This is a genomic window from Streptomyces sp. NPDC007863 (assembly GCF_040633895.1).
GTDB lineage: Bacteria > Actinomycetota > Actinomycetes > Streptomycetales > Streptomycetaceae > Streptomyces.
The window spans coordinates 162,948-181,395 of record NZ_JBEYEI010000011.1 but is presented as its reverse complement, the minus strand read 5'-3'; the positions used below and the strand labels follow the sequence as shown (position 1 = coordinate 181,395).

The 18,448-nt window shown below is 72.9% G+C and carries 17 protein-coding genes and 1 tRNA gene; 4 read left to right on the top strand and 14 right to left on the bottom strand.

Translation table 11 applies throughout. From position 1 onward, the window contains the following. Window positions 1-76: 76 nt before the first annotated feature. Window positions 77-1,171, bottom strand: coding sequence for a succinyldiaminopimelate transaminase (gene dapC / locus ABZ621_RS19185; RefSeq protein WP_360605943.1), 1,095 nt, complete (start codon window positions 1,169-1,171; stop codon window positions 77-79). A gap of 102 nt (window positions 1,172-1,273) precedes the next feature. Next, on the bottom strand, window positions 1,274-1,594 hold the full coding sequence (fdxA, locus tag ABZ621_RS19180; protein WP_015035968.1) for a ferredoxin: 321 nt from the start codon (window positions 1,592-1,594) through the stop codon (window positions 1,274-1,276). 112 nt (window positions 1,595-1,706) lie between these two features. Here fdxA and ABZ621_RS19175 point away from each other — a divergent pair, with 112 nt between their 5' ends. Both ABZ621_RS19175 and ABZ621_RS19170 read left to right on the top strand, forming a co-directional pair. Next, the gene (locus tag ABZ621_RS19175; RefSeq protein ID WP_360605941.1) at window positions 1,707-2,762 is read left to right on the top strand and encodes a GNAT family N-acetyltransferase; all 1,056 of its coding nucleotides are present in this window, start codon (window positions 1,707-1,709) and stop codon (window positions 2,760-2,762) included. 28 nt (window positions 2,763-2,790) lie between these two features. After that, entirely contained in the window at window positions 2,791-3,627 is an 837-nt protein-coding gene (locus ABZ621_RS19170) for a transglutaminase-like domain-containing protein (protein ID WP_360606122.1), read from the top strand. On the opposite strand, the gene ABZ621_RS19165 is transcribed toward ABZ621_RS19170, so the two are convergent. Further along, window positions 3,624-4,445: an inositol monophosphatase family protein gene (locus tag ABZ621_RS19165; protein WP_360605939.1), complete on the bottom strand. Its 822-nt coding sequence runs from the start codon at window positions 4,443-4,445 to the stop codon at window positions 3,624-3,626. The genes ABZ621_RS19170 and ABZ621_RS19165 overlap by 4 nt on opposite strands. Window positions 4,446-4,479: 34 nt before the next feature. Beyond that, window positions 4,480-4,554 (bottom strand) — tRNA-Ala (locus ABZ621_RS19160). Window positions 4,555-4,686: 132 nt separating this feature from the next. Between ABZ621_RS19160 and ABZ621_RS19155 the strand changes: the two genes are divergently transcribed. Next, window positions 4,687-5,049, top strand: a complete 363-nt coding sequence (locus ABZ621_RS19155) for a DUF1304 domain-containing protein (protein WP_360605937.1) — start codon at window positions 4,687-4,689, stop codon at window positions 5,047-5,049. Window positions 5,050-5,125: 76 nt separating this feature from the next. Here ABZ621_RS19155 and ABZ621_RS19150 read toward each other — a convergent pair whose 3' ends face one another. From ABZ621_RS19150 to ABZ621_RS19135, 4 genes are all read right to left on the bottom strand, one after another. Further along, complete coding sequence (locus ABZ621_RS19150) at window positions 5,126-7,255, bottom strand: hypothetical protein (protein WP_360605935.1); 2,130 nt, start codon at window positions 7,253-7,255, stop codon at window positions 5,126-5,128. A gap of 152 nt (window positions 7,256-7,407) precedes the next feature. Then, complete coding sequence (locus ABZ621_RS19145) at window positions 7,408-7,761, bottom strand: DUF6113 family protein (protein ID WP_360605932.1); 354 nt, start codon at window positions 7,759-7,761, stop codon at window positions 7,408-7,410. After that, the gene (gene mshB, locus ABZ621_RS19140; protein ID WP_360605930.1) at window positions 7,758-8,714 is read right to left on the bottom strand and encodes an N-acetyl-1-D-myo-inositol-2-amino-2-deoxy-alpha-D-glucopyranoside deacetylase; all 957 of its coding nucleotides are present in this window, start codon (window positions 8,712-8,714) and stop codon (window positions 7,758-7,760) included. Before mshB ends, ABZ621_RS19145 begins: the two co-directional genes overlap by 4 nt. 41 nt (window positions 8,715-8,755) lie before the next feature. Then, window positions 8,756-8,956, bottom strand: coding sequence for a hypothetical protein (locus ABZ621_RS19135; RefSeq protein ID WP_169087190.1), 201 nt, complete (start codon window positions 8,954-8,956; stop codon window positions 8,756-8,758). A gap of 260 nt (window positions 8,957-9,216) precedes the next feature. Between ABZ621_RS19135 and ABZ621_RS19130 the strand changes: the two genes are divergently transcribed. Continuing rightward, window positions 9,217-11,403: a prolyl oligopeptidase family serine peptidase gene (locus ABZ621_RS19130; protein ID WP_360605928.1), complete on the top strand. Its 2,187-nt coding sequence runs from the start codon at window positions 9,217-9,219 to the stop codon at window positions 11,401-11,403. On the opposite strand, the gene ABZ621_RS19125 is transcribed toward ABZ621_RS19130, so the two are convergent. The 6 genes from ABZ621_RS19125 to ABZ621_RS19100 form a co-directional block, all read right to left on the bottom strand. Next, the gene (locus tag ABZ621_RS19125) at window positions 11,379-12,317 is read right to left on the bottom strand and encodes a hypothetical protein (RefSeq protein ID WP_360605926.1); all 939 of its coding nucleotides are present in this window, start codon (window positions 12,315-12,317) and stop codon (window positions 11,379-11,381) included. The genes ABZ621_RS19130 and ABZ621_RS19125 overlap by 25 nt on opposite strands. Before the next feature lie 184 nt (window positions 12,318-12,501). Next, window positions 12,502-13,713, bottom strand: a complete 1,212-nt coding sequence (locus tag ABZ621_RS19120; RefSeq protein WP_360605924.1) for a dipeptide ABC transporter ATP-binding protein — start codon at window positions 13,711-13,713, stop codon at window positions 12,502-12,504. After that, window positions 13,706-14,689 carry an ABC transporter ATP-binding protein gene (locus tag ABZ621_RS19115; RefSeq protein ID WP_360605922.1) on the bottom strand — a complete coding sequence of 328 codons (984 nt, stop codon included), beginning with the start codon at window positions 14,687-14,689 and terminating at the stop codon, window positions 13,706-13,708. The genes ABZ621_RS19120 and ABZ621_RS19115 overlap by 8 nt, the downstream gene beginning before the upstream one ends. A gap of 6 nt (window positions 14,690-14,695) precedes the next feature. Further along, window positions 14,696-15,682, bottom strand: coding sequence for an ABC transporter permease (locus ABZ621_RS19110; RefSeq protein ID WP_360605920.1), 987 nt, complete (start codon window positions 15,680-15,682; stop codon window positions 14,696-14,698). Beyond that, window positions 15,675-16,598, bottom strand: a complete 924-nt coding sequence (locus ABZ621_RS19105) for an ABC transporter permease (protein WP_360605918.1) — start codon at window positions 16,596-16,598, stop codon at window positions 15,675-15,677. Before ABZ621_RS19105 ends, ABZ621_RS19110 begins: the two co-directional genes overlap by 8 nt. A gap of 83 nt (window positions 16,599-16,681) precedes the next feature. Beyond that, a complete protein-coding gene (locus tag ABZ621_RS19100; RefSeq protein WP_360605916.1) occupies window positions 16,682-18,307 on the bottom strand; it encodes an ABC transporter substrate-binding protein in 1,626 nt (541 codons plus the stop codon). Window positions 18,308-18,448 lie beyond the last annotated feature (141 nt).

Sequence of the window (18,448 nt, the reverse complement as noted above, 5' to 3'; positions counted from 1 at the left end):
CGGCCCCACCGCACGCGGAAGGGCCCGGGCGCACCACGCGCCCGGGCCCTTCCGCGTATCCGCGTCACGCCATCCGTCAGCCGAGGCGCTTGACCGCCGCCGCCACCCGCTCGTCCGTCGCCGTGAACGCGACCCGCACGTGCCGCGCCCCCGCCTCGCCGTAGAAGTCGCCCGGGGCCACCAGGACGCCCTTCTCCGCGAGGTACGCCACCGTGTCCCAGCAGGGCTCGTCGCGGGTCGCCCACAGGTACAGGCTCGCCTCGGAGTGCTCGATGCGGAAGCCGTGGGCCTCCAGGGCCGCCTTCAGGGAGTCGCGCCGGGCCGCGTACCGCGCCCGCTGCTCCACGACGTGCGCGTCGTCGCCGAGCGCGGCCACCGTCGCCGCCTGGACCGGCACCGCCGTCATCATGCCGCCGTGCTTGCGGATCTGGAGGAGCTCGCCGAGGACCGCCGCGTCACCGGCGATGAACGCCGCCCGGTACCCCGCCAGGTTGGACCGCTTGGAGAGCGAGTGGACGGCGACGATCCCCTCGTAGGTGCCGCCGCAGACGTCCGGGTGCAGGACCGACACCGGGTCGGCGTCCCAGCCCAGTTCGAGGTAGCACTCGTCGGAGAAGACGAGGACGCCGTGCTCGCGCGCCCAGGCCACGATCCGGACCAGCTCCTCCTTCGGGAGCACCTTGCCGGTCGGGTTCGACGGGGAGTTGAGCCAGAGCAGCTTCAGACCGGCCGGGTCGAGCTCCGTCGGGTCGTCGTAGACGACGGGCTCCGCGCCGCAGAGCCGCGCGCCGACCTCGTACGTCGGGTACGCGAGCCGCGGGTAGGCCACCTTGTCGCCGGCGCCGAGCCCCAGCTGCGTCGGCAGCCAGGCGACGAGCTCCTTGGAGCCGACCACCGGCAGCACGTTCCCGTGGGCGAAGCCGACCGCGCCGAGGCGCCGCTCGCACCACCCGGTGAGCGCGTCCCGCAGCTCCGGCGTGCCCCAGACCGTCGGATAGCCGGGCGAGTCCGCGGCGGCCACCAGGGCCTCCTGGATCAGCGCGGGGACCGGGTCGACCGGCGTGCCGACCGACAGGTCCACGATCCCGTCCGGGTGGGCCAGGGCCGTCTGCTTGTACGGCTCCAGCTTGTCCCAGGGGAAGACGGGCAGGCGCGAAGAGACTGCGCTCACGGGTTGGCTCACTTCCTCAGTACGTACGCGTACGCGTCGGATACGCGTCGGTCCCGTACGGCGGCGGAGCCGTACGGGACCGAGAGCGGGTGCAACGAAAGATCAGCCGTTCTGCGGCGGCAGGGCGGCGATGAAGGGGTGGTCGCGCTCGATCTCGCCGAGCTTGGAGGCGCCACCGGGCGAACCCAGCTCGTCGAAGAACTCGACGTTCGCCTTGTAGTAGTCCTTCCACTCCTCCGGGGTGTCGTCCTCGTAGAAGATCGCCTCGACCGGGCAGACCGGCTCACAGGCTCCACAGTCGACGCACTCGTCCGGGTGGATGTAGAGAGATCGCTTGCCCTCGTAGATGCAGTCGACGGGGCACTCCTCGATGCAAGCCTTGTCCTTGACGTCGACACAAGGCTGCGCGATGACGTAGGTCACGCTGTCGTTCCTCCTCGGTAGGGCTGGTCTGCGCGGGAGCGCGGTGTCGTCGATGCCCGCACCTAGTATCTCCGTTCTTGGGGGCGATCCGAACAGGAGGGGCGGAGAAGCTGTGGAAAACATCGGCGGAGGGCGGCTTGAGGTCCGTCTCACCAGGGCTGACGTGGGAAAACGTGTCTCCGTTCGGTACGTGACGGACTCTGCCGCACCGGGTGAGCGATTCACCGACGCGGTCGGCGTGCTCACATCCTGGGACGCCGGTGTGCTCACGATCACACGAAAGAGCGGCGAGACCGTCCGCATCCCGGAACTCCGCCTGGCCGCGGGCAAGGTGGTCCCCGCGGCACCCGCCCGCCGGCGCGGTCCCGCCGCCACCTTCCCCGAGCTGTCCCGGGTCACCGCGCGCGCCTGGCAGCCGGTCGAGAGCGCACCGCTCGGGGCGTGGACGCTGCGGGCCGCGATTCTGGAGGGGCCGGGCGAAGCCCGTCCTGGAGGGGCGGTGGCCGGGCGACGGGTGGGCTTCACCCGCCGCGCCAACTCGGCCCTGCCGGAGGGCGATCCCGGCCGACCCGTCGCCGAGGCCCTGGAGGCCGTACGGGAGTGGTACGCGGACCGGAAGCTGCCCGCGTACGTCCAGGCAGCCACCGGTGCCGCGTCGACCCAGGAGCTGCTCTGCGCCGACCTGGAGCGGCTCGGCTGGCGGCGCGAGGTCACCGCCGAAGTGCGGATCGCCGCGCTCGCGCCGCTCGCCGACCGCGAACCGGGGCCGGCCGTGGTGCGGCTCTCGCGGACGCTCGACGAGCCGTGGCTGCGCCGCTACCAGCGGTTCACGGAGGCGGGCCCGGCGGTCCGGCACGTGCTCTCCTCCGGCCCCAGTGTGTGGTTCGCGTCCGTCGCGGGCACGGGAGAGGTGCCGGCCGCCATCGGCCGCTGCGTCGTGGACGGCCGCTGGGCCGGGTTCATGGCGATAGAGGTCGATCCGGCGCACCGCCGCCGGGGCCTGGCCACCGCGGTGATGACCGCGCTCGCCCGGCAGGCGCTCGACGAGGGCGCCTCGGCGGCCTGGCTCCAGGTCGAGGCCGACAACGACGGCGCGCGGGCGCTGTACGAGGGGATGGACTTCGCGGTGCACCATCACTACCACCACTACCGGCAGGCGGAGGCGTGAGCGCGGCGTGAGCGCGGAGGACCACCCCCTGAGACCCTCGGACCCGCCGCCCGACCGGCGGCGGGAGTTCGCGGAGGAGGCCCGGGCCGAGCGGCCCGACCTCGCCCGGCTCTGCCTGCTGATCTGCGCGGTGGCCGACCCCGCCCTCACCGAGCACGACCTCGTCGGGGCGGACGTCGAACTCGACCGGCTCGCCGGACTCGTCCCGTACGCCACCCGGCACACCGGCGCCTGGAAGGAGGAACTGGCGGCGCTCCTCGGCGTCCGCGAGGGCTTCGAGGGCGTCCCCGCCGACTACCAGCGCCTGGAGTCCTCGCTCCTCCACGAGGTGCTCCGGCGCCGCCGCGGCCTGCCCATCCTGCTGTCCGTGGTGTGGATGGAGGTCGCCCGGCGCGCCGGCGCCCCCGTGTACGGGCTCGGCCTTCCCGGCCACTTCGTCGTCGGCTTCGGCGACCCCGCCGACCTCGACCTCGCCGACCCCTTCGCGGGCGGCCGCGCGATGACCGGCGAGGACGCCGAACTGCTCGTGGCGAGCGCGACCGGCGAGGCCCTCGACCGCTCGATGCTCCGCCCGGCCGAACCCGGCGCCATCGTGCTCCGCATCCTCGCCAACATCCGCGCCTGGGCGACCCCCCGCCCCGAACGCTCCGACGTCGCCCTGTGGGCGGTCGACCTCGCTCTGCTGCTCCCCTCCCATCCGGCCCGCCTCCGCTACGAACGCGCCGAACTCCTCGTCCAGCGCGGCGACTTCCTCACCGGGGCGGCGGAGATGGAGGCGTACGCGGAGATCATGGACGCGGTGGACCCTGAGTCGGCCGCCGCGATCCGCCACCGCGCCCAGGCGGCCCGGGCCCGCCTCAACTAGACCGCGCCTCCGGGACCGGGGCGGGCGGGCGTCTCCCGGATCATCGCCATGAGGCGGGCGTGGGTCACGGCGTCGGCGGCGGCCACGAGGCCACGGGCGGGCCCCTCCCCCACCGGGGTGCCGTCGAGGCCGGTGACGACGCAGCCGGCCGCGCGGCAGAGGGCGATGCCGGCGGCGAAGTGGACGCTGTCGGCGAGGTCGCCGCCGTCGGTGACGTACGCGGCCCGCTTCCCGGCCGCCACCCAGGCGAGCGCGAGCGAGGTCGACACGACCCGGGGCCGGAAGCCGGCGACGAAATCCGGGTGGGCGAGCAGCTCGACGGCCCGGAAGCCGGGCGCGGAGGGGAACGGCGGGTCGAGGTTCACGTCGACGAGCCCGGTGGCGGCGGTGGGCGCCAGGACGGCGCCGTCCTCGCCCCAGGCGGTCTTCCCGTCGGTACGGAACACCTCGCCGTCCTCGCCCGCGAAGGGGTCGGCCACGGCCGCGGCCCCGCCGCGCAGGGCCACGTTGACGGCGACGAGCTTGTTCCCGACGGCGTAGTTGAGCGTCCCGCAGAGCGGATCCACGAGCCACTGGCGCCGGGCGTTCCCCGGCCCCTGCTCTCCGCCCTCCTCACCGAGGACCCCGTCCTCGGGACGGACGGCGCGCAGCACGTCGAGGATGGCCCGCTCGGCCGCGAGGTCGGCGGCGGTGGCGAAGTCCCCCGCGCCCTTGTCGACCCGTGCGAGCTCCCGCCCGTACGCGTCCCGTACGACTCCGGCGCCCACCCGGGCGGCGAGGGCGGCGACTTCGACGTCGGAGAGGTCTGTCTCGATCATGCGGCGAGGGTACGCGGCGACTCTTCCGGGAGGGAGCGGGGCGACCGGATTCGAACCGGCGTCCTCCGAGATGCCATCGCGGCGCATTACCTCTGTGCTACGACCCCGCTCCCAGGTGCCCGAGTCTAGAAGGGGCACACGGCGCGGGACAATCCGGTTTCGCGGGGGGCGCGGGTGGAGGCTCTCGGCGTGGGCCGCGTCGTGGTCGGCCCTGTGCCGCTCCCGCGCTCACAATGGGGGCATGCCCTTGACCGCCGATATTCTCGTCGCCCTGATCGCGCTGCTCCACTTCTACATCCTCGTCATGGAGATGTTCCTGTGGGAGAAGGAGACCGGGCGGCGGTTCTCCGGGTTCGACGCGCGGCTCGCCCGGGAGACCGCCGCCATGGCCGCGAATCAGGGGCTCTACAACGGCTTCATCGCCGCCGGGCTCGTGTGGGGGCTGATCGCGGACGATCCCACCGGGTTCGGGGTGCGGGTGTTCTTCCTGTCGTGCGTCGTCGTCGCGGGGATCTACGGCGCCGCCACCGCCAACCGGCGGATCCTGTTCGCTCAGGCGCTGCCCGGGGCGCTCGCGCTGTCCGCCGTGCTCGTCGCCGGGTGAGGGGCGCGGCCCCCATGCGTACGGCCCCCGTCCTCACCCGAGGACGGGGGCCGTTCGCGTGGCTTCGCGCCGGGCGTCAGCCGTTGCCCGAGAGGTCGATCGTGGCGGTGCGCTCCGCCTTGGTCTTGCCCCGGAGCGCGTCGCGCATGACGAAGGCGACGTCGTCGGCGGAGACCTCGTGCTTGGAGCCGTCGCCCTTGGTGACCATGACACCCTTGAAGGTGCCTTCGAGGAGGCGGGTGATCGCCTTCTTGTCGTAGACCTCCACGAGGTGGCCGTCGACGGCCTTCATGGAGAGGATCTGCGGCAGCGAGCGGGCCGGGCCGAAGTCGATGGACTTGCCGCCGGCCTTGATGGTGATCCGGCCGGACATGGCGGGCTCGGCGAACTCCTTCATCGCCCGGTCCAGTTCGGCCTTGGTGACGGTGGGCTTGCGGACGCTGACCGGGAGTTCGACGACCTTGTTCACGCCGGTCTCGACCTGGGCGCGGAAGGCGTCCTTGACCGAGATCACCGAACGCTGGACGTCGAGGCCCTGGCCGGGCTTGCCCTCGACGGCGGTGACCTTGTTCGGGGCGAAGAGGATCGTCGCCTCGGTCGCCGACGACGCGGAGCCCCCGAGGTCCCGCAGGGCGACGGCGAGCTTCTCGTCGTCGACCGGGAAGACCGGCTTGGCGACGCGCTCGCCGCCGAAGAGGGAGCCGATCACCGAGACGGGGTTGTAGTCGCTGCCCGCGGCGCCCCGGACGGTCTCCTGGCTGTCCAGGGCGAGGCCGGCCTTGTCGGGGGCGAGCTGGATCTTCTTGCCGCCGACGGTGAGCTGGAGCGGGGTCGCGGCGCGCTTGCCGAGGCTCGCCTCCAGCTTGGCGACGGCCTCCTCCTTCGTGCCGCCGCCGATGTCGACGCCGAGGACGGTGGTGCCCTTGGGGACGTCGGAGTGGTTGAGGAGGAGCCCGGCGCCGTAGGCGACGCCCGCGATGCCGACGACGCCGACGGCGGCGAGGACCAGCTTGGAGCGGCCCTTCCTGGCCGGGGCCGGGGCGGGGGCGGGCTTCGGTGCGGGGGTGGCGCCCGGTGCGGGCTGCTGCCGCTGGGGCGCCGGGGCGGGTGCCCGGTGTCCCTCGGCGCGCGGGTTCGGGTCGGGGCGGCCGCCGGCCGGGGGGACGACCGGGATGCCGCTGGTGAGGGTGTCGCCGGAGATCCGGCCGCCGCCGTCGGGGCCGCCCTGGCCGGCGGGACCGCCCTGGCCGGCCTGGGCGCGCAGGTTGCCGAGCTGCTGCGGCGTCAGGATCGCGGTGTCGTCGGACAGGCGCGGGGCGCCGGCACCGGGGCCCCCGGCGAGCGGGCCGCCGGCCTTCGGGGCGCCCGCGAGGGGGCCGCCGGGCCGGGGGGCGCCGGGGCGCGGGGCGCCGGGGCGCTGCGGCATCGGCGGGCGCGGGGCCTGGCCGGCGCCGAGGTCGGCGATGCCGGAGGCGGGGCCCGTGGTGGGGCCGGTGGGCTGGCCGTCGTAGCGGGGCGTGCCGTCGGCCGGGGTGCCGTCGGGCAGGGGGCCGTCGTAGAGGGGGACGCCTGCGGCGGGGGTGCCCTCGTAGCCGGGGAGGGTGCCGGTGTCGTACAGCGGGTTGCTGACGGGGCGGCTGGAGGGCGTGCTGCCGACCGTGGGCACTCCGGCGGTCGCGGAGCCCGCGAAGCCGGTGCCGGACGTCTGCGGGCCGCCGGGGGCCTTCGGGGCGGGCGCCGCCGGGGCGCCCGTGGGGGCGGCGGGTGCCGGTCCCGCGTTCTTGCGGGGGGCGAACCAGTCGCTGGTCTCCTTGCCCTTGGGCGCCTCGCCCGCGGCCTGCGGCGGCTCGGGCGCGGCCGGCGCGGGGGCCGGTGCGGGCTCGGGCTCGGGGGCCGGGGCGGGCCGCTCGGGCTCGGCCGGGGCGGCGGCTTCGGCGTCCGTGACGGGCTTGCGGACCACGACGGGCGGGATCGGCCGCGAACCCGGAATGTTGATGCGGATCCGGGTCGTCAGGGTGGTCTCGGTCTTCGGCTCCTCCGGCGGCGCGGACGCGGCGGGGGTCTCCCCCTGCGCGTCCTGCGTCGGGTGGAGCGACGGGTACTCGCGGGATCCATAGGGCTGGGTTCCCGACGGGTAGGCTGCCCCGCCGCGCCCCTGGGCGCCGGTGGACGAACTGTCGGTCTCTCGACCAGTTTCACGACTCAAAGCAGGATCTCCCGGTTGGCTCCGCCGCCCGCTCTTGCTGATGCTCGTACTGTCCCGGGCGGTTCGGCGGCGCGCACCACCATACTGTCCGGCGCCGCAGGTTACCCGCCCGGTGCGAAGTCCCGCTGCTCACAGGGGGTTCCCCGAAGGGTCTACGGGGTGTTCTGCGGCAGCCTGCTGACGGTGGCGCAGATCACAGCGGCGCCCATGCCGCCGAAGAGGAAGAGCAGCTCGCCGAGGCCGCCGCCGAAGAGCCCGTCGCCCTCGGGGCGGCCGAGGCTGAGCAGGATGACGGCGAGGAGCCAGCCGCCGCCCGCCGCGGCGAGGCCGAGCTGGTTGCCGGTGGCGCGCATGCCGCCGTAGAAGAGGGCGGCGGTGGCGAGGAGGGCGAGGAGCAGCCCGAGGGGCAGCCAGGCGGCCTGGACGAGGGCGCCGGCGGTGCCGACGAGGGCGCCGAGGACGAGGAGGCCGGCGTACGCGGCGTACCGGGCGGCGGGGGTGTTCATCGGCCCGCCACCTCGCCCGCGCCGGAAGGGCCCTCGGCGGGGAGGCCCGCCGTGGGGAGGCCCGCGAAGAGGTCGGTCTCGCGTTCGCCTGCCGGGGCGCCGTGGGCGCCGCGGACGAGTTCGTAGTACTCGGTGGTGAGGAGGGGCTGGCCGAGGTCGTTGGAGAGGGCGAACCAGGGGCCGTCGACGGCGACCTGGGTGGCGTGGGCGGCCATGGCGGCGCTCTTGCGGGCCGCGTACGAGCCTCCCGCGGCGAGGTCGCCGCCGGTGATCTCGGCGGTGATCCGGTCCTCGTCGACGACTCCGGGGACGTCGTCGACGACGGCGTCCTTCGGGAAGGCGGAGCCCTCGGCCGCCAGGCGGGCGAAGCCGGCCTCGGCGACGGGGCGGGGCACCCGGTTCCAGTAGATCTTGGCAATGGTGTGGGCCGGGCCGAGGCCGGGGCGGTACGCGGGGTCCGCGGCGAGGTCGGCGGCGCGCATGGCGACGCGGTGGGCCTGGATGTGGTCCGGGTGGCCGTAGCCGCCGTCGGGGTCGTAGGTGACGAGGACCTGGGGGCGGGTCTCGCGGATCACCTCGACGAGGTGGGCGGCGGCGGTGTCCACGTCCGTGTTCCAGAAGGCGTTCGCGCGCTCGTTCTGGGGGACGCCCATCATGCCGGAGTCGCGGAAGCGGCCCTCGCCGCCGAGGAAGCGGTGGTCGGTGACGCCGAGGGCGGCCATGGCGGCCGCGAGTTCGCCGACGCGGTGGGGACCGAGGCGGTCCTCGCGGTCGGGGGCCAGGTGGGCGAGCTCGGGCGGGATGACCTCGCCCTCCTCGCCCAGGGTGCAGGTGACCAGGGTGACCAGGGCGCCTTCGGCCGCGTACCTGGCCATGGTGGCGCCGTTGTTGATCGACTCGTCGTCCGGGTGCGCGTGCACGAGGAGCAGACGACGGGCGGGGAGATCGGTCATGGCCCCAGCCTACGAGGCGGGGCCGCCACCGACCGCACGGGTCAGAACTTGAGCCCCGCGATCATGCTCGCCACGTTGGTGGTGAGGGTGGTGATGGAGTCGGAGAGGGAGGAGCTGGCGAGGTAGAAGCCCAGGAGCGCACAGACCACCGCGTGACCGGCTTTGAGTCCGGATTTCCGGATCAGCAGGAAGACGACGATCGCCAGCAGCACCACCACGGAGATCGAGAGCGAGAGTGCCACGGCGGTTCACCTCCACCTTCGGTCGGTTGATTCGAGCGGTTCGTGCGTGCGGTTGCGTACGGGTGGTGCGAGTGGTGCGTACGGGTCGTTCCCGTGCTTCGCGCGGTTGCCACGGTCCTCGGGCATGTGCCCGGGGACCCCGCGCGAGTGCATACCCACGAAGGGGTACCCACCAAGCGCTACGGATCATAACTATCCGTACCCGCGCATTGATCGGCGTACAGGCGCGCGAGGGGGCGTACAGCGCTACTTTCGGCCGTATGACCTTGTCTCAGCAGCACTCTGCCGCCCCACCCGAGGGGCTCTCCTTCCCGCGCCTGCACGCCCGGACCCAGCGGTTCACGCTCGGGGTGCCGCGCGGTTTCTCGGTCTCCCCGGACGGGGAGCGGGTCGTCTTCGTCCGCTCCGGATCGGGCACGGACCGGACGCACGCGCTGATGGTGCTCGACCTGCCGGCGGACGGCGGGAAGCCGGTGGAACGGGTCGTCGCGGAGCCGTCCGCGCTGCTCGCGGGGGCCGAGGAGGAGCTGTCGGCCGAGGAACGGGCGCGACGCGAGCGCAGCCGCGAGGGCTCGGCGGGGATCGTCGGCTACGCGGTGGACGCGGCGGTGGAGCTGGCGGCGTTCGCGCTGTCCGGGCGGCTGTTCGCGGCCGAGCTGCGCGCCGGGACGGCGCGGGAGCTGCCGGTGCCGGGTCCGGTGATCGACCCGCGGCCGTCGCCGGACGGGCGCCTGGTGGCGTACGTGTCCGGCGGGGCGTTGCGGGTGGTCGGAGCGGACGGTTCCGGCGATCGGGAACTGGCGGTTCCGGAGGACGGGACCAGCACCTACGGATTGGCCGAATTCATCGCCTCGGAGGAAATGGGACGGGACCGCGGATTCTGGTGGTCTCCGGAGTCGGACGCGCTCCTCGTGGCCCGCGCGGACGACCGCGAGGTGCGCCGGTGGTACATCGCGGACCCGGCGCACCCGGACCGGGAGCCGCAACGGGTGGCGTACCCGGCGGCGGGGACGCCCGACGCGGAGGTGCGGCTCTTCCGCCACGGCCTCGACGGCTCCCGTACCGAAGTGGTGTGGGACCGGGAGCGGTACCCCTACCTCGCGCGCGTGCACTGGTCGTCGGCCGGCGCGCCGCTGCTGCTCGTGCAGGCACGGGACCAGCGGCACCAGCTGGTGCTCGCGGTGGACACCGCCTCGGGCGCGACGACGACCGTGCGGGAGGACGAGGACCCGGCCTGGCTGGAGCTGCTGCCCGGGGTGCCGTGCTGGTCGCCGGACGGGAGGCTGGTGCGGATCGGCGACGAGAGCGGGGCGCGGGCGCTGTCGGTGGGCGGGGAGCTGCTGACGGACGCCTCGCTGCACGTGCGGGCGGTGCTCGACGTCGGCGAGGACGACGTGCTGGTGTCGGCGTCGGCGGGCGAGGCGGCCGAGGCCCCGGAGACGGGCGAGGCCCATGTGTACCGGGTGTCGTCGGCCGGCGTGGAGCGGGTCTCGGAGGGCGTCGGCTGGCACGGGGCGGTGCGCGCCGGCGCGGTGACCGTGCTGGTCTCCTCCCGGCCGGACGCGCCGGGCTCGGTGGCGCGGGTGCTGCGCGCGGGCCGGCCGGTGGCGGTGGTCGGTTCGTACGCGGCCGAACCGCCGCTGCGGGCCCGGCCGGTGCTCACGGAGGCCGGTGAGCGGCGGATCCCCTGCGCGGTGCTGCTGCCGTCCTGGTACGAGGAGGGGCACGGGCCGCTGCCGGTGCTGATGGACCCGTACGGCGGCCCGCACGGGCCCCGGGTGGTGGCCGCGCACAACGCGCACCTGACCTCGCGGTGGTTCGCCGAGCAGGGCTTCGCGGTGGTGGTGGCGGACGGCCGGGGGACGCCGTGGCGCTCCCCCGCGTGGGAGAAGGCGGTGCTGCGGGACTTCACGGTGACGCTGGAGGACCAGGTGGCGGCGGTGCGGGCGCTCGCGGAGCGGTTCCCGCTGGACCTGGACCGGGTGGCGGTGCGGGGCTGGTCGTTCGGCGGCTATCTGGCGGGGCTCGCGGTGCTGCGGCGGCCCGACGTCTTCCACGCCGCGGTGGTGGGGGCGCCGGTGACGGACTGGCGGCTGTACGACACCCACTACACCGAGCGGTACCTGGGCACCCCGGAGGCGGAGCCCGGGGTGTACGCCGCGCAGTCGCTGCTCACCGACGACGGGCTGTCGGCGCCCCGGGAGCCGGTCCGGCCGATGATGATCGTGCACGGCCTCGCGGACGACAACGTGGTGGTGGCGCACGCGCTGCGGCTGTCGTCGGCGCTGCTGGCGGCGGGCCGCCCGCACGAGGTGCTGCCGCTGTCGGGGGTGACGCACATGACCCCGCAGGAGCAGGTGGCGGAGAACCTGCTGCTGCTCCAGGTCGACTTCCTGAAGCGGTCGCTGGGCGGTTTCGCCGGTCACCAGCCGGGCGGGCGCGGGTAGGGCGGCGGCGGGGTCGCCGCCGGGATCCTGAGGACGGGTGCGGCGTCGGGGGCGCCGCGCCCGGCCAGGAGGGCGAGGACGGCGGCCCCGGCGAGCGCGCCGTAGAGCGCGGTGGCGAGGGCGGGGACGTCGAGTTCGGGTGCCCGGACGTACACGACGTCGGGGTGGAGGTGGAGCCGGGCGAGGCGGGCGAGTTCGGCGAGGCCGGTGCCGAGGAGGAGGCCGCCGGCGAGGAGGCCGAGGGGGCGGGTGTGCCGGGCGGCGGCGAAGGCGGAGCCGGCGGCCGTCAGGTGGAGGGCGACGAGGACGGCGGCGAGCCAGCCGGGCGGGACGCCGAGCGCGGCGCCGAGGGCGGAGCGGCCGCCGGTGAAGCGGTCGACGGCGAGGCGGAGGCCGAGCCCGGTGGCCCGGTCGATCTCCCAGGCGAGCAGGGCGAGGGCGGCGACGGCGAGCAGGAGGCCGGCGGCGGCGGCCGGTCCGGGGCGGGGCCGGGTGGGGACGGGTTCGTCGGGGCCGCCGGCCGGGCGGCGGCCGGCGAGGGCGGTGGCGAGGAGCCCGGCGCCGAGGGCGACTTCGGCGAGGGCGGTGACGAGGGGGCCGGTGCCGTGGGTCCAGAGGCCGGGGAGGCGTACGGCGAGGGTGACGGCGCCGGTGGCGGCGAGCGCGGCGGCGGCGTGCCGGGAGCGGAGGGCCGCGAGGGCGGTGCCGGCGGCGGCGAGGCAGAGCAGCGGGTCGAGCAGGGTGGTGGCCGACCGGGCGCGGCCGGGCACGAGGCGGTCGCCGGTCCAGTACCGGAACAGGTCCTCGGGCGAGCCGAGGGCGGCGAGGTCGCGCAGGATCCAGACGAAGGGGACGAGCGCGAGCACGGCGGCGAGCGCCGCGCCGGTGAGACGTGCCGGTCGTGTCACTGTCACGGGGCCGATACTCACGGTCAGGCGCGGCCGGGACAAGCGGTTCCGCGGAACGGTGTCCCGGCGGGGGCTCCGGGGAGCCCCCGCCGGTCGACGGCACCCGCACGGGCCGCATGTCCGACAGGATCCAGTATTCGTATATCGGATCCGATACTCGGTGATTGCCGAGGCGTTAAGCGGCCCGGCGCTACAGCGTCTTCGGGCTGCCCGGCTCCTCGGGAGGCTCCCCGGGACCCGGCTCCCCAGGCTCCGGTCCCTCCGGACCCGGTTCCTCCGGAGGCTCCCCCGGACTCCCGGGGTGCCCCGCGGCCTCCCGGGCCGCCTCCACCGGGGCCGGGCCCTCCTCCAGGGGGTCCGGGTGGGCGAGGGACTCCTCCGGCGGGACGACCTGCTTCTCCTCGGCGAAGTGGCAGGCGGAGTCGTGCTTGGCGGGGCTGTCGGTGAGTCGGAAGACGGCCGGGACGGCGAGGAGCGGGACCTCCAGCTCGCACCGCTCCCGCGCCTTCCAGCAGCGGGTGCGGAAGCGGCAGCCGGAGGGGATGTTGGCCGGGGAGGGCACGTCGCCGGTGAGGATGATCCGCTCGCGGTGGACGCGGGCCTCGGGGTCGGGGACGGGCACCGCGGAGAGCAGCGCCTGGGTGTAGGGGTGGGTGGGGTGGTCGTAGATCTGGGAGTCGGTGCCGATCTCCACGATCCGGCCGAGGTACATGACGCCGACGCGGTCCGAGATGTGCCGCACGATCGACAGGTCGTGGGCGATGAAGACGTACGACAGGGAGAACTCGGACTGGAGCCGGTCGAGCAGGTTGACGACCTGCGCCTGGACGGAGACGTCGAGGGCGGAGACCGGCTCGTCGGCGACGATGATCTCGGGCCGGAGGGCGAGGCCGCGGGCGATGCCGATGCGCTGCCGCTGGCCGCCGGAGAACTGGTGCGGATAGCGGTTGATGTACTCGGGGTTGAGGCCGACGACGTCGAGCAGGTCCTGGACCTTGCGGCGCCGGTCCCCCTTCGGCGCGACCTCGGGGTGGATCGCGTACGGCTCGCCGATGATGTCGCCGACCGTCATCCGCGGGTTGAGCGAGGTGTACGGGTCCTGGAAGACCATCTGGATGTTGCGGCGGACGGCCTTGAGGGCGCGCGGGGAGAGCTTGGTGAGGTCCTCGCCCTTGTACTTGATCGAGCCGGAGGTCGGCTTCTCCAGGTTGACCAGCATCTTCGCGACCGTCGACTTGCCGCAGCCGGACTCGCCGACGATGCCGAGGGTCTCGCCGGCGGCGAGGTCGAAGTCGACGCCGTCGACGGCCCTGACCGCGCCGACCTGCTTCTTGAAGAGGATGCCCTGGGTCAGCGGGTAGTGCTTGTGCAGGTCCCGGACCTCGAGAATCGCCTCAGCCATGGAGGCACTCCTTCCAGAAGTGGCAGGCGCTGGAGCGCGGGACGGGCGACTCGGTGACCTCGTACAGCGGGGGCACGTCGGTGCGGCAGACGTCCTGGGCCATCGGGCAGCGCGGGTTGAAGGCGCAGCCGGGCGGGATGGCGAGCAGGTTGGGCGGCAGGCCCTTGATCGCGTACAGCTCCTGGCCCTTCTGGTCCAGGCGCGGGATCGAGTCGAGGAGGCCGCGGGTGTAGGGGTGGGCGGGCGCCTTGTAGATCTCGTGGACGGGGGCCTTCTCGACGATCCGGCCGGCGTACATGACGGCGATGTTGTCGGCGACGTCGGCGACGACGCCGAGGTCGTGGGTGATGAGGATGAGCCCCATGTTGTACTCGCGCTGCAGTTCGGCGAGCAGGTCCATGACCTGGGCCTGGACGGTGACGTCGAGGGCGGTGGTGGGCTCGTCGGCGATGATCAGCTCGGGTTCGAGGGCGAGCGCCATGGCGATCATGATGCGCTGGCGCATGCCGCCGGAGAACTGGTGCGGGTACTGGCCGACGCGTTCCTTGGCGGCGGGGATGCGGACCCGGTCCATCAGCTCGACGGCCTGGGCGCGGGCGTCCTTCTTGCTCATTCCCTTGTGGACGACGAACATCTCGCCGAGCTGTTCGCCGACGCTGAGGACGGGGTTGAGCGAGGAGAGCGCGTCCTGGAAGATCATCGCCATCTTGGCGCCGCGGACCTTCCTGCGCTCCTCCTCCTTGAGCTTCAGCAGGTCCTGGCCCTGGAAGAGGATCTCGCCGCCGGTGATCTTCCCGGGGGGCACGTCGAGGATGCCCATGACGGCCTGGGCGGTGACGGACTTGCCGGAGCCGGACTCGCCGAGGACGGCGAGGGTCTCCCCCGAGTCGACGGAGTAGTCGACGCCGTTGACCGCCTTGGCGATCCCGTCGCGGGTGTGGAACTCCACGTGCAGGTCGCGCACTTCGAGCAGCATGGATGCCTACCTCAGCTTCGGGTCGAGGGCGTCGCGGACGGCGTCGCCGAGCATGATGAAGGCGAGCACCGTGATCGCGAGCGCGCCGGAGGGCCAGAGCAGCATGTGCGGCGCGTTGCGGACGTACGGCGAGGCCGAGGAGATGTCGATGCCCCAGGAGACCGTCGGCGGTTTCAGGCCGACGCCGAGGAAGGACAGGGTCGCCTCCAGGGCGATGTAGGTGCCGAGGGCGATGGTGGCGACGACGATGACGGGCGCGAGGGCGTTGGGCGTGATGTGCCGGAGCAGCATCCGGGAGTTGGAGGCGCCGAGCGCGCGGGCGGCCTGCACGTAGTCGTTCTGTTTGGCGGTGATCACCGAGCCGCGGGCGATCCGGGAGAGCTGCGGCCAGCCGAGCAGCACCATGAAGCCGATGACGGGCCAGACGGTGTTGTTGCTGACGACGGAGAGCAGGACCAGGCCGCCGAGGACGACGGGGATGGCGAAGAAGATGTCGGTGATCCGGGAGAGGATGCCGTCCCAGGCGCCGCCGAAGAAGCCGGCGAGGCCGCCGAGGGTGGCGCCGAGGAGGGTCACGCCGAGGGTGGCGAAGACGCCGACCTGGATGGAGGCCCTGGCTCCGTAGACGGTGCGGGTGTAGACGTCGCAGCCCTGCCCGTTGAAGCCGAAGGGGTGGCCGGGCTGGGAGCCCTCCTGGGCCTTGGAGAGGTCGCAGTCGAGGGGGTCGCCGGAGGCGATCAGGGACGGCCAGATCGCGATGATCGCCAGGAAGAGGATGATCAGGCCGGAGATGATGAAGATCGGGTTGCGGCGCAGGTCGTGCCAGGCGTCGGACCAGAGGGAGCGGGGCTTGTTGTCCGGTCCGGTGCCCTGGGGGCCGGCCGGGTTCTTCTCCAGGGTCTCGGCCTCCTCCATGGCGAGGTCGGTGGCTCCCCCGGCGCCGGTCGCGGCGATCGCGCGACCCTCTTCCAGCGGTTCGAGCGGCTCAGGCATAGCGAATCCTCGGGTCAAGGACGGCGTACAGGAGGTCCACCAGGAGGTTGGCCAGCAGGAAGATCAGGACGAGGATCGTCACGAAGCCGACCACGGTCTGGGTGTTCTGCCGGACGATGCCCTGGTAGAGCTGGTAGCCGACGCCGTGGATGTTGAAGATCCGTTCGGTGACGATGGCGCCGCCCATGAGCGCGCCGACGTCGGCGCCGATGAAGGTGACCACCGGGATGAGGCTGTTGCGCAGCAGGTGGCGGCTGATGACCCGGCGGCGCGGGAGGCCCTTGGCGACGGCGGTGCGGACGTAGTCGGCGCGCTTGTTCTCGGCGATCGAGGTGCGGGTGAGCCGGGTGACGTACGCGAGCGAGACCGAGGCGAGGACCAGGCCGGGGACGATCAGTTCGTCGAAGGTGGCGGCGGGTGAGACGGCCGGGTCGATCCAGCCCCACTTCACGCCGAACAGCAGCTGGACGAGCAGGCCGGTGACGAAGGTGGGGACGGAGAGGACGACCAGGGTCAGCAGCAGGACGGTGGTGTCGATGGGGCGGCCGCGCTTGAGGCCGGTGATGACGCCGAGGCTGATGCCGATGACGATCTCGAAGAAGATGGCGACGATGGTGAGCCGGATGGTGACCGGGAAGGCGGCGGCCATCAGTTCGGTGACCGGCTGCCCGTTGAACGCGGTGCCGAAGTCGCCGGTGAAGACGTTGCCCATGTAGGTCAGGTATTGCTGCCAGACGGGCTTGTCGAGGCCGAACTCCTGCCTCAGACGGGCGGCGGTCGCCGGGTCGCAGGCGCGGTCGCCGCAGAGTCCGGCGATGGGATCGCCCATCACGTTCACCATCAGGAAGATCAACAGCGTGGCGCCGAAGAAGACCGGGATCATCTGCAGCAGCCGCCGGATCACGTATCGACCCACGGAAACCTCCAGGGAGGGGGAAGACGTACGGCCCGGCGCGGGGGTCCGCGTGCCGGGCCGTGCGCCACCGGCCTACGACGACGTCACTTGACCTTGATCTGGTCGTAGACCGGGACGCTGAACGGGTTGAGGGTGACGTTCTCGACCCGGTCGGAGAAGCCGGCGCTGCCGTTCTGGTACCAGAGCGGGATGGCTCCCATGTCGTCGCGGAGGACCTCCTCAGCCTGCTGGAAGAGCCCGACGGCCTTCGGGATGTCGGACTCGGCGTTGGCCTGGTCCACGAGCTTGTCGAACTCCTCGCTGGTGTACTTGCCGTCGTTGGACGAGGCGTTGGTGTAGTACAGCGGCTGCAGGAAGTTCTGGATCAGCGGGTAGTCCATCTGCCAGCCGGCCCGGAAGGGCCCGGTCATCTTCTGGGTGGTGACCTGGGTGCGGTAGTCGGCGAAGGTGCCGATCGGGTTGCCGACGCAGGCCGTGTTGTTGCCGAGGGCCCGGTTGATGGAGTTGCAGACGGCGTCCACCCACTCCTTGTGGGAGCCGGTGTCGGCGTTGTACGAGATCTTCATGGTGCCGCCGGGGATGCCGCCGCCCTCGGTGACCAGCTTCTTCGCCTCGGCGGCGTCGTACTTGCAGAAGTCGCCGCAGATGTCCTTGAAGCCGCCCTCCTCGCCGAGGACCGGGGAGGTCCAGTCGACGGCGGGGGTACGGGTCTTCTGGAAGATCGTCTCGGTGATCTGCTCGCGGTCGATGGCCATCGACAGGCCCTGGCGGAGCTTCTCCTGGCCCGGCTTGTTCCACGCGTCGTCGTAGAACGGGAAGGAGAGGGTCTGGATGATGCCGGCCGGGACGTTGATGTACCGGTCGCCGAGGTCGGCGGAGACGTTCTTCAGCTGGGCGGCGGGGACGTCGTCGACGAGGTCGAGGTTGCCGGCGATCAGGTCGGTGTACGCGGTGTTGTTGTCCGTGTAGACCTTGAGGGTGATGCCGCCGTTCTGGGCCTTGTCCTCACCGGGGTAGTCGTCCCAGCGCTTGAGCTCCATCTGGGAGCCCTTGGAGTACGAGTCGATGGTGTACGGGCCGTTGCCCACGGGCTTCGACAGCCAGGCGTCGTGGTCGTCGAAGAACGCCTTGGGGAGCGGCGCGAAGGCCGCGTAGCCGAGGGTGTCCGGCCAGGTCGAGAACTTCTGGGAGAGCTTCACCGTGAAGGTCTGCGGGCCGGTGACCTTGAGGCCGGACATGGTCTCGGCGGTGGCCTCGCCCTTTTCGGGGTGGACCTCGTCGTAGCCCTCGATCTGGCCGAAGAAGAAGGCGTTCTTCTGGTTGTTCTTGAGGTGGGCGCCGTAGTTCCAGGCGTCGACGAAGGACTGGGCGGTGACCTTCTCGCCGTTGGAGAAGGTCCAGCCGTCCTTGACGGTGATGGTGAAGTTGGTCGAGTCTGTCGTCTCGATCTTCTCGGCGAGCCAGTCCTTGGCCTCACCGGTCTTCGGGTCGTACTGCTTGAGCCCGCGGAAGATCATCGACAGGACCTTGCCGCCCTGAACCTCGTTGGTGTTCGCCGGTTCCAGCGGGTTCTGCGGGTCTCCCCAGGAGGAGCTCACGACGCCGTCGGCCCCTCCGCCGCCACTGTCGTCACCGCCGCCGCAGGCGGTCGCCGCGAGGGCGACGGCGGTGGCCAGTGCGGCCCACTTGGCGTGCGTGGCTCCGCGCATGGAGTGCCTCCCGATTGTCCTAAGCATGACTTAGGGCTCAATATCACCCGATATTGACGGTTGTGCACTTTCATGGCACCCAAGGGAGTACGCGACCGGGCGCGAGGACGCGGAAGGGCCCCCCGCACCCGGCGGGGGTGC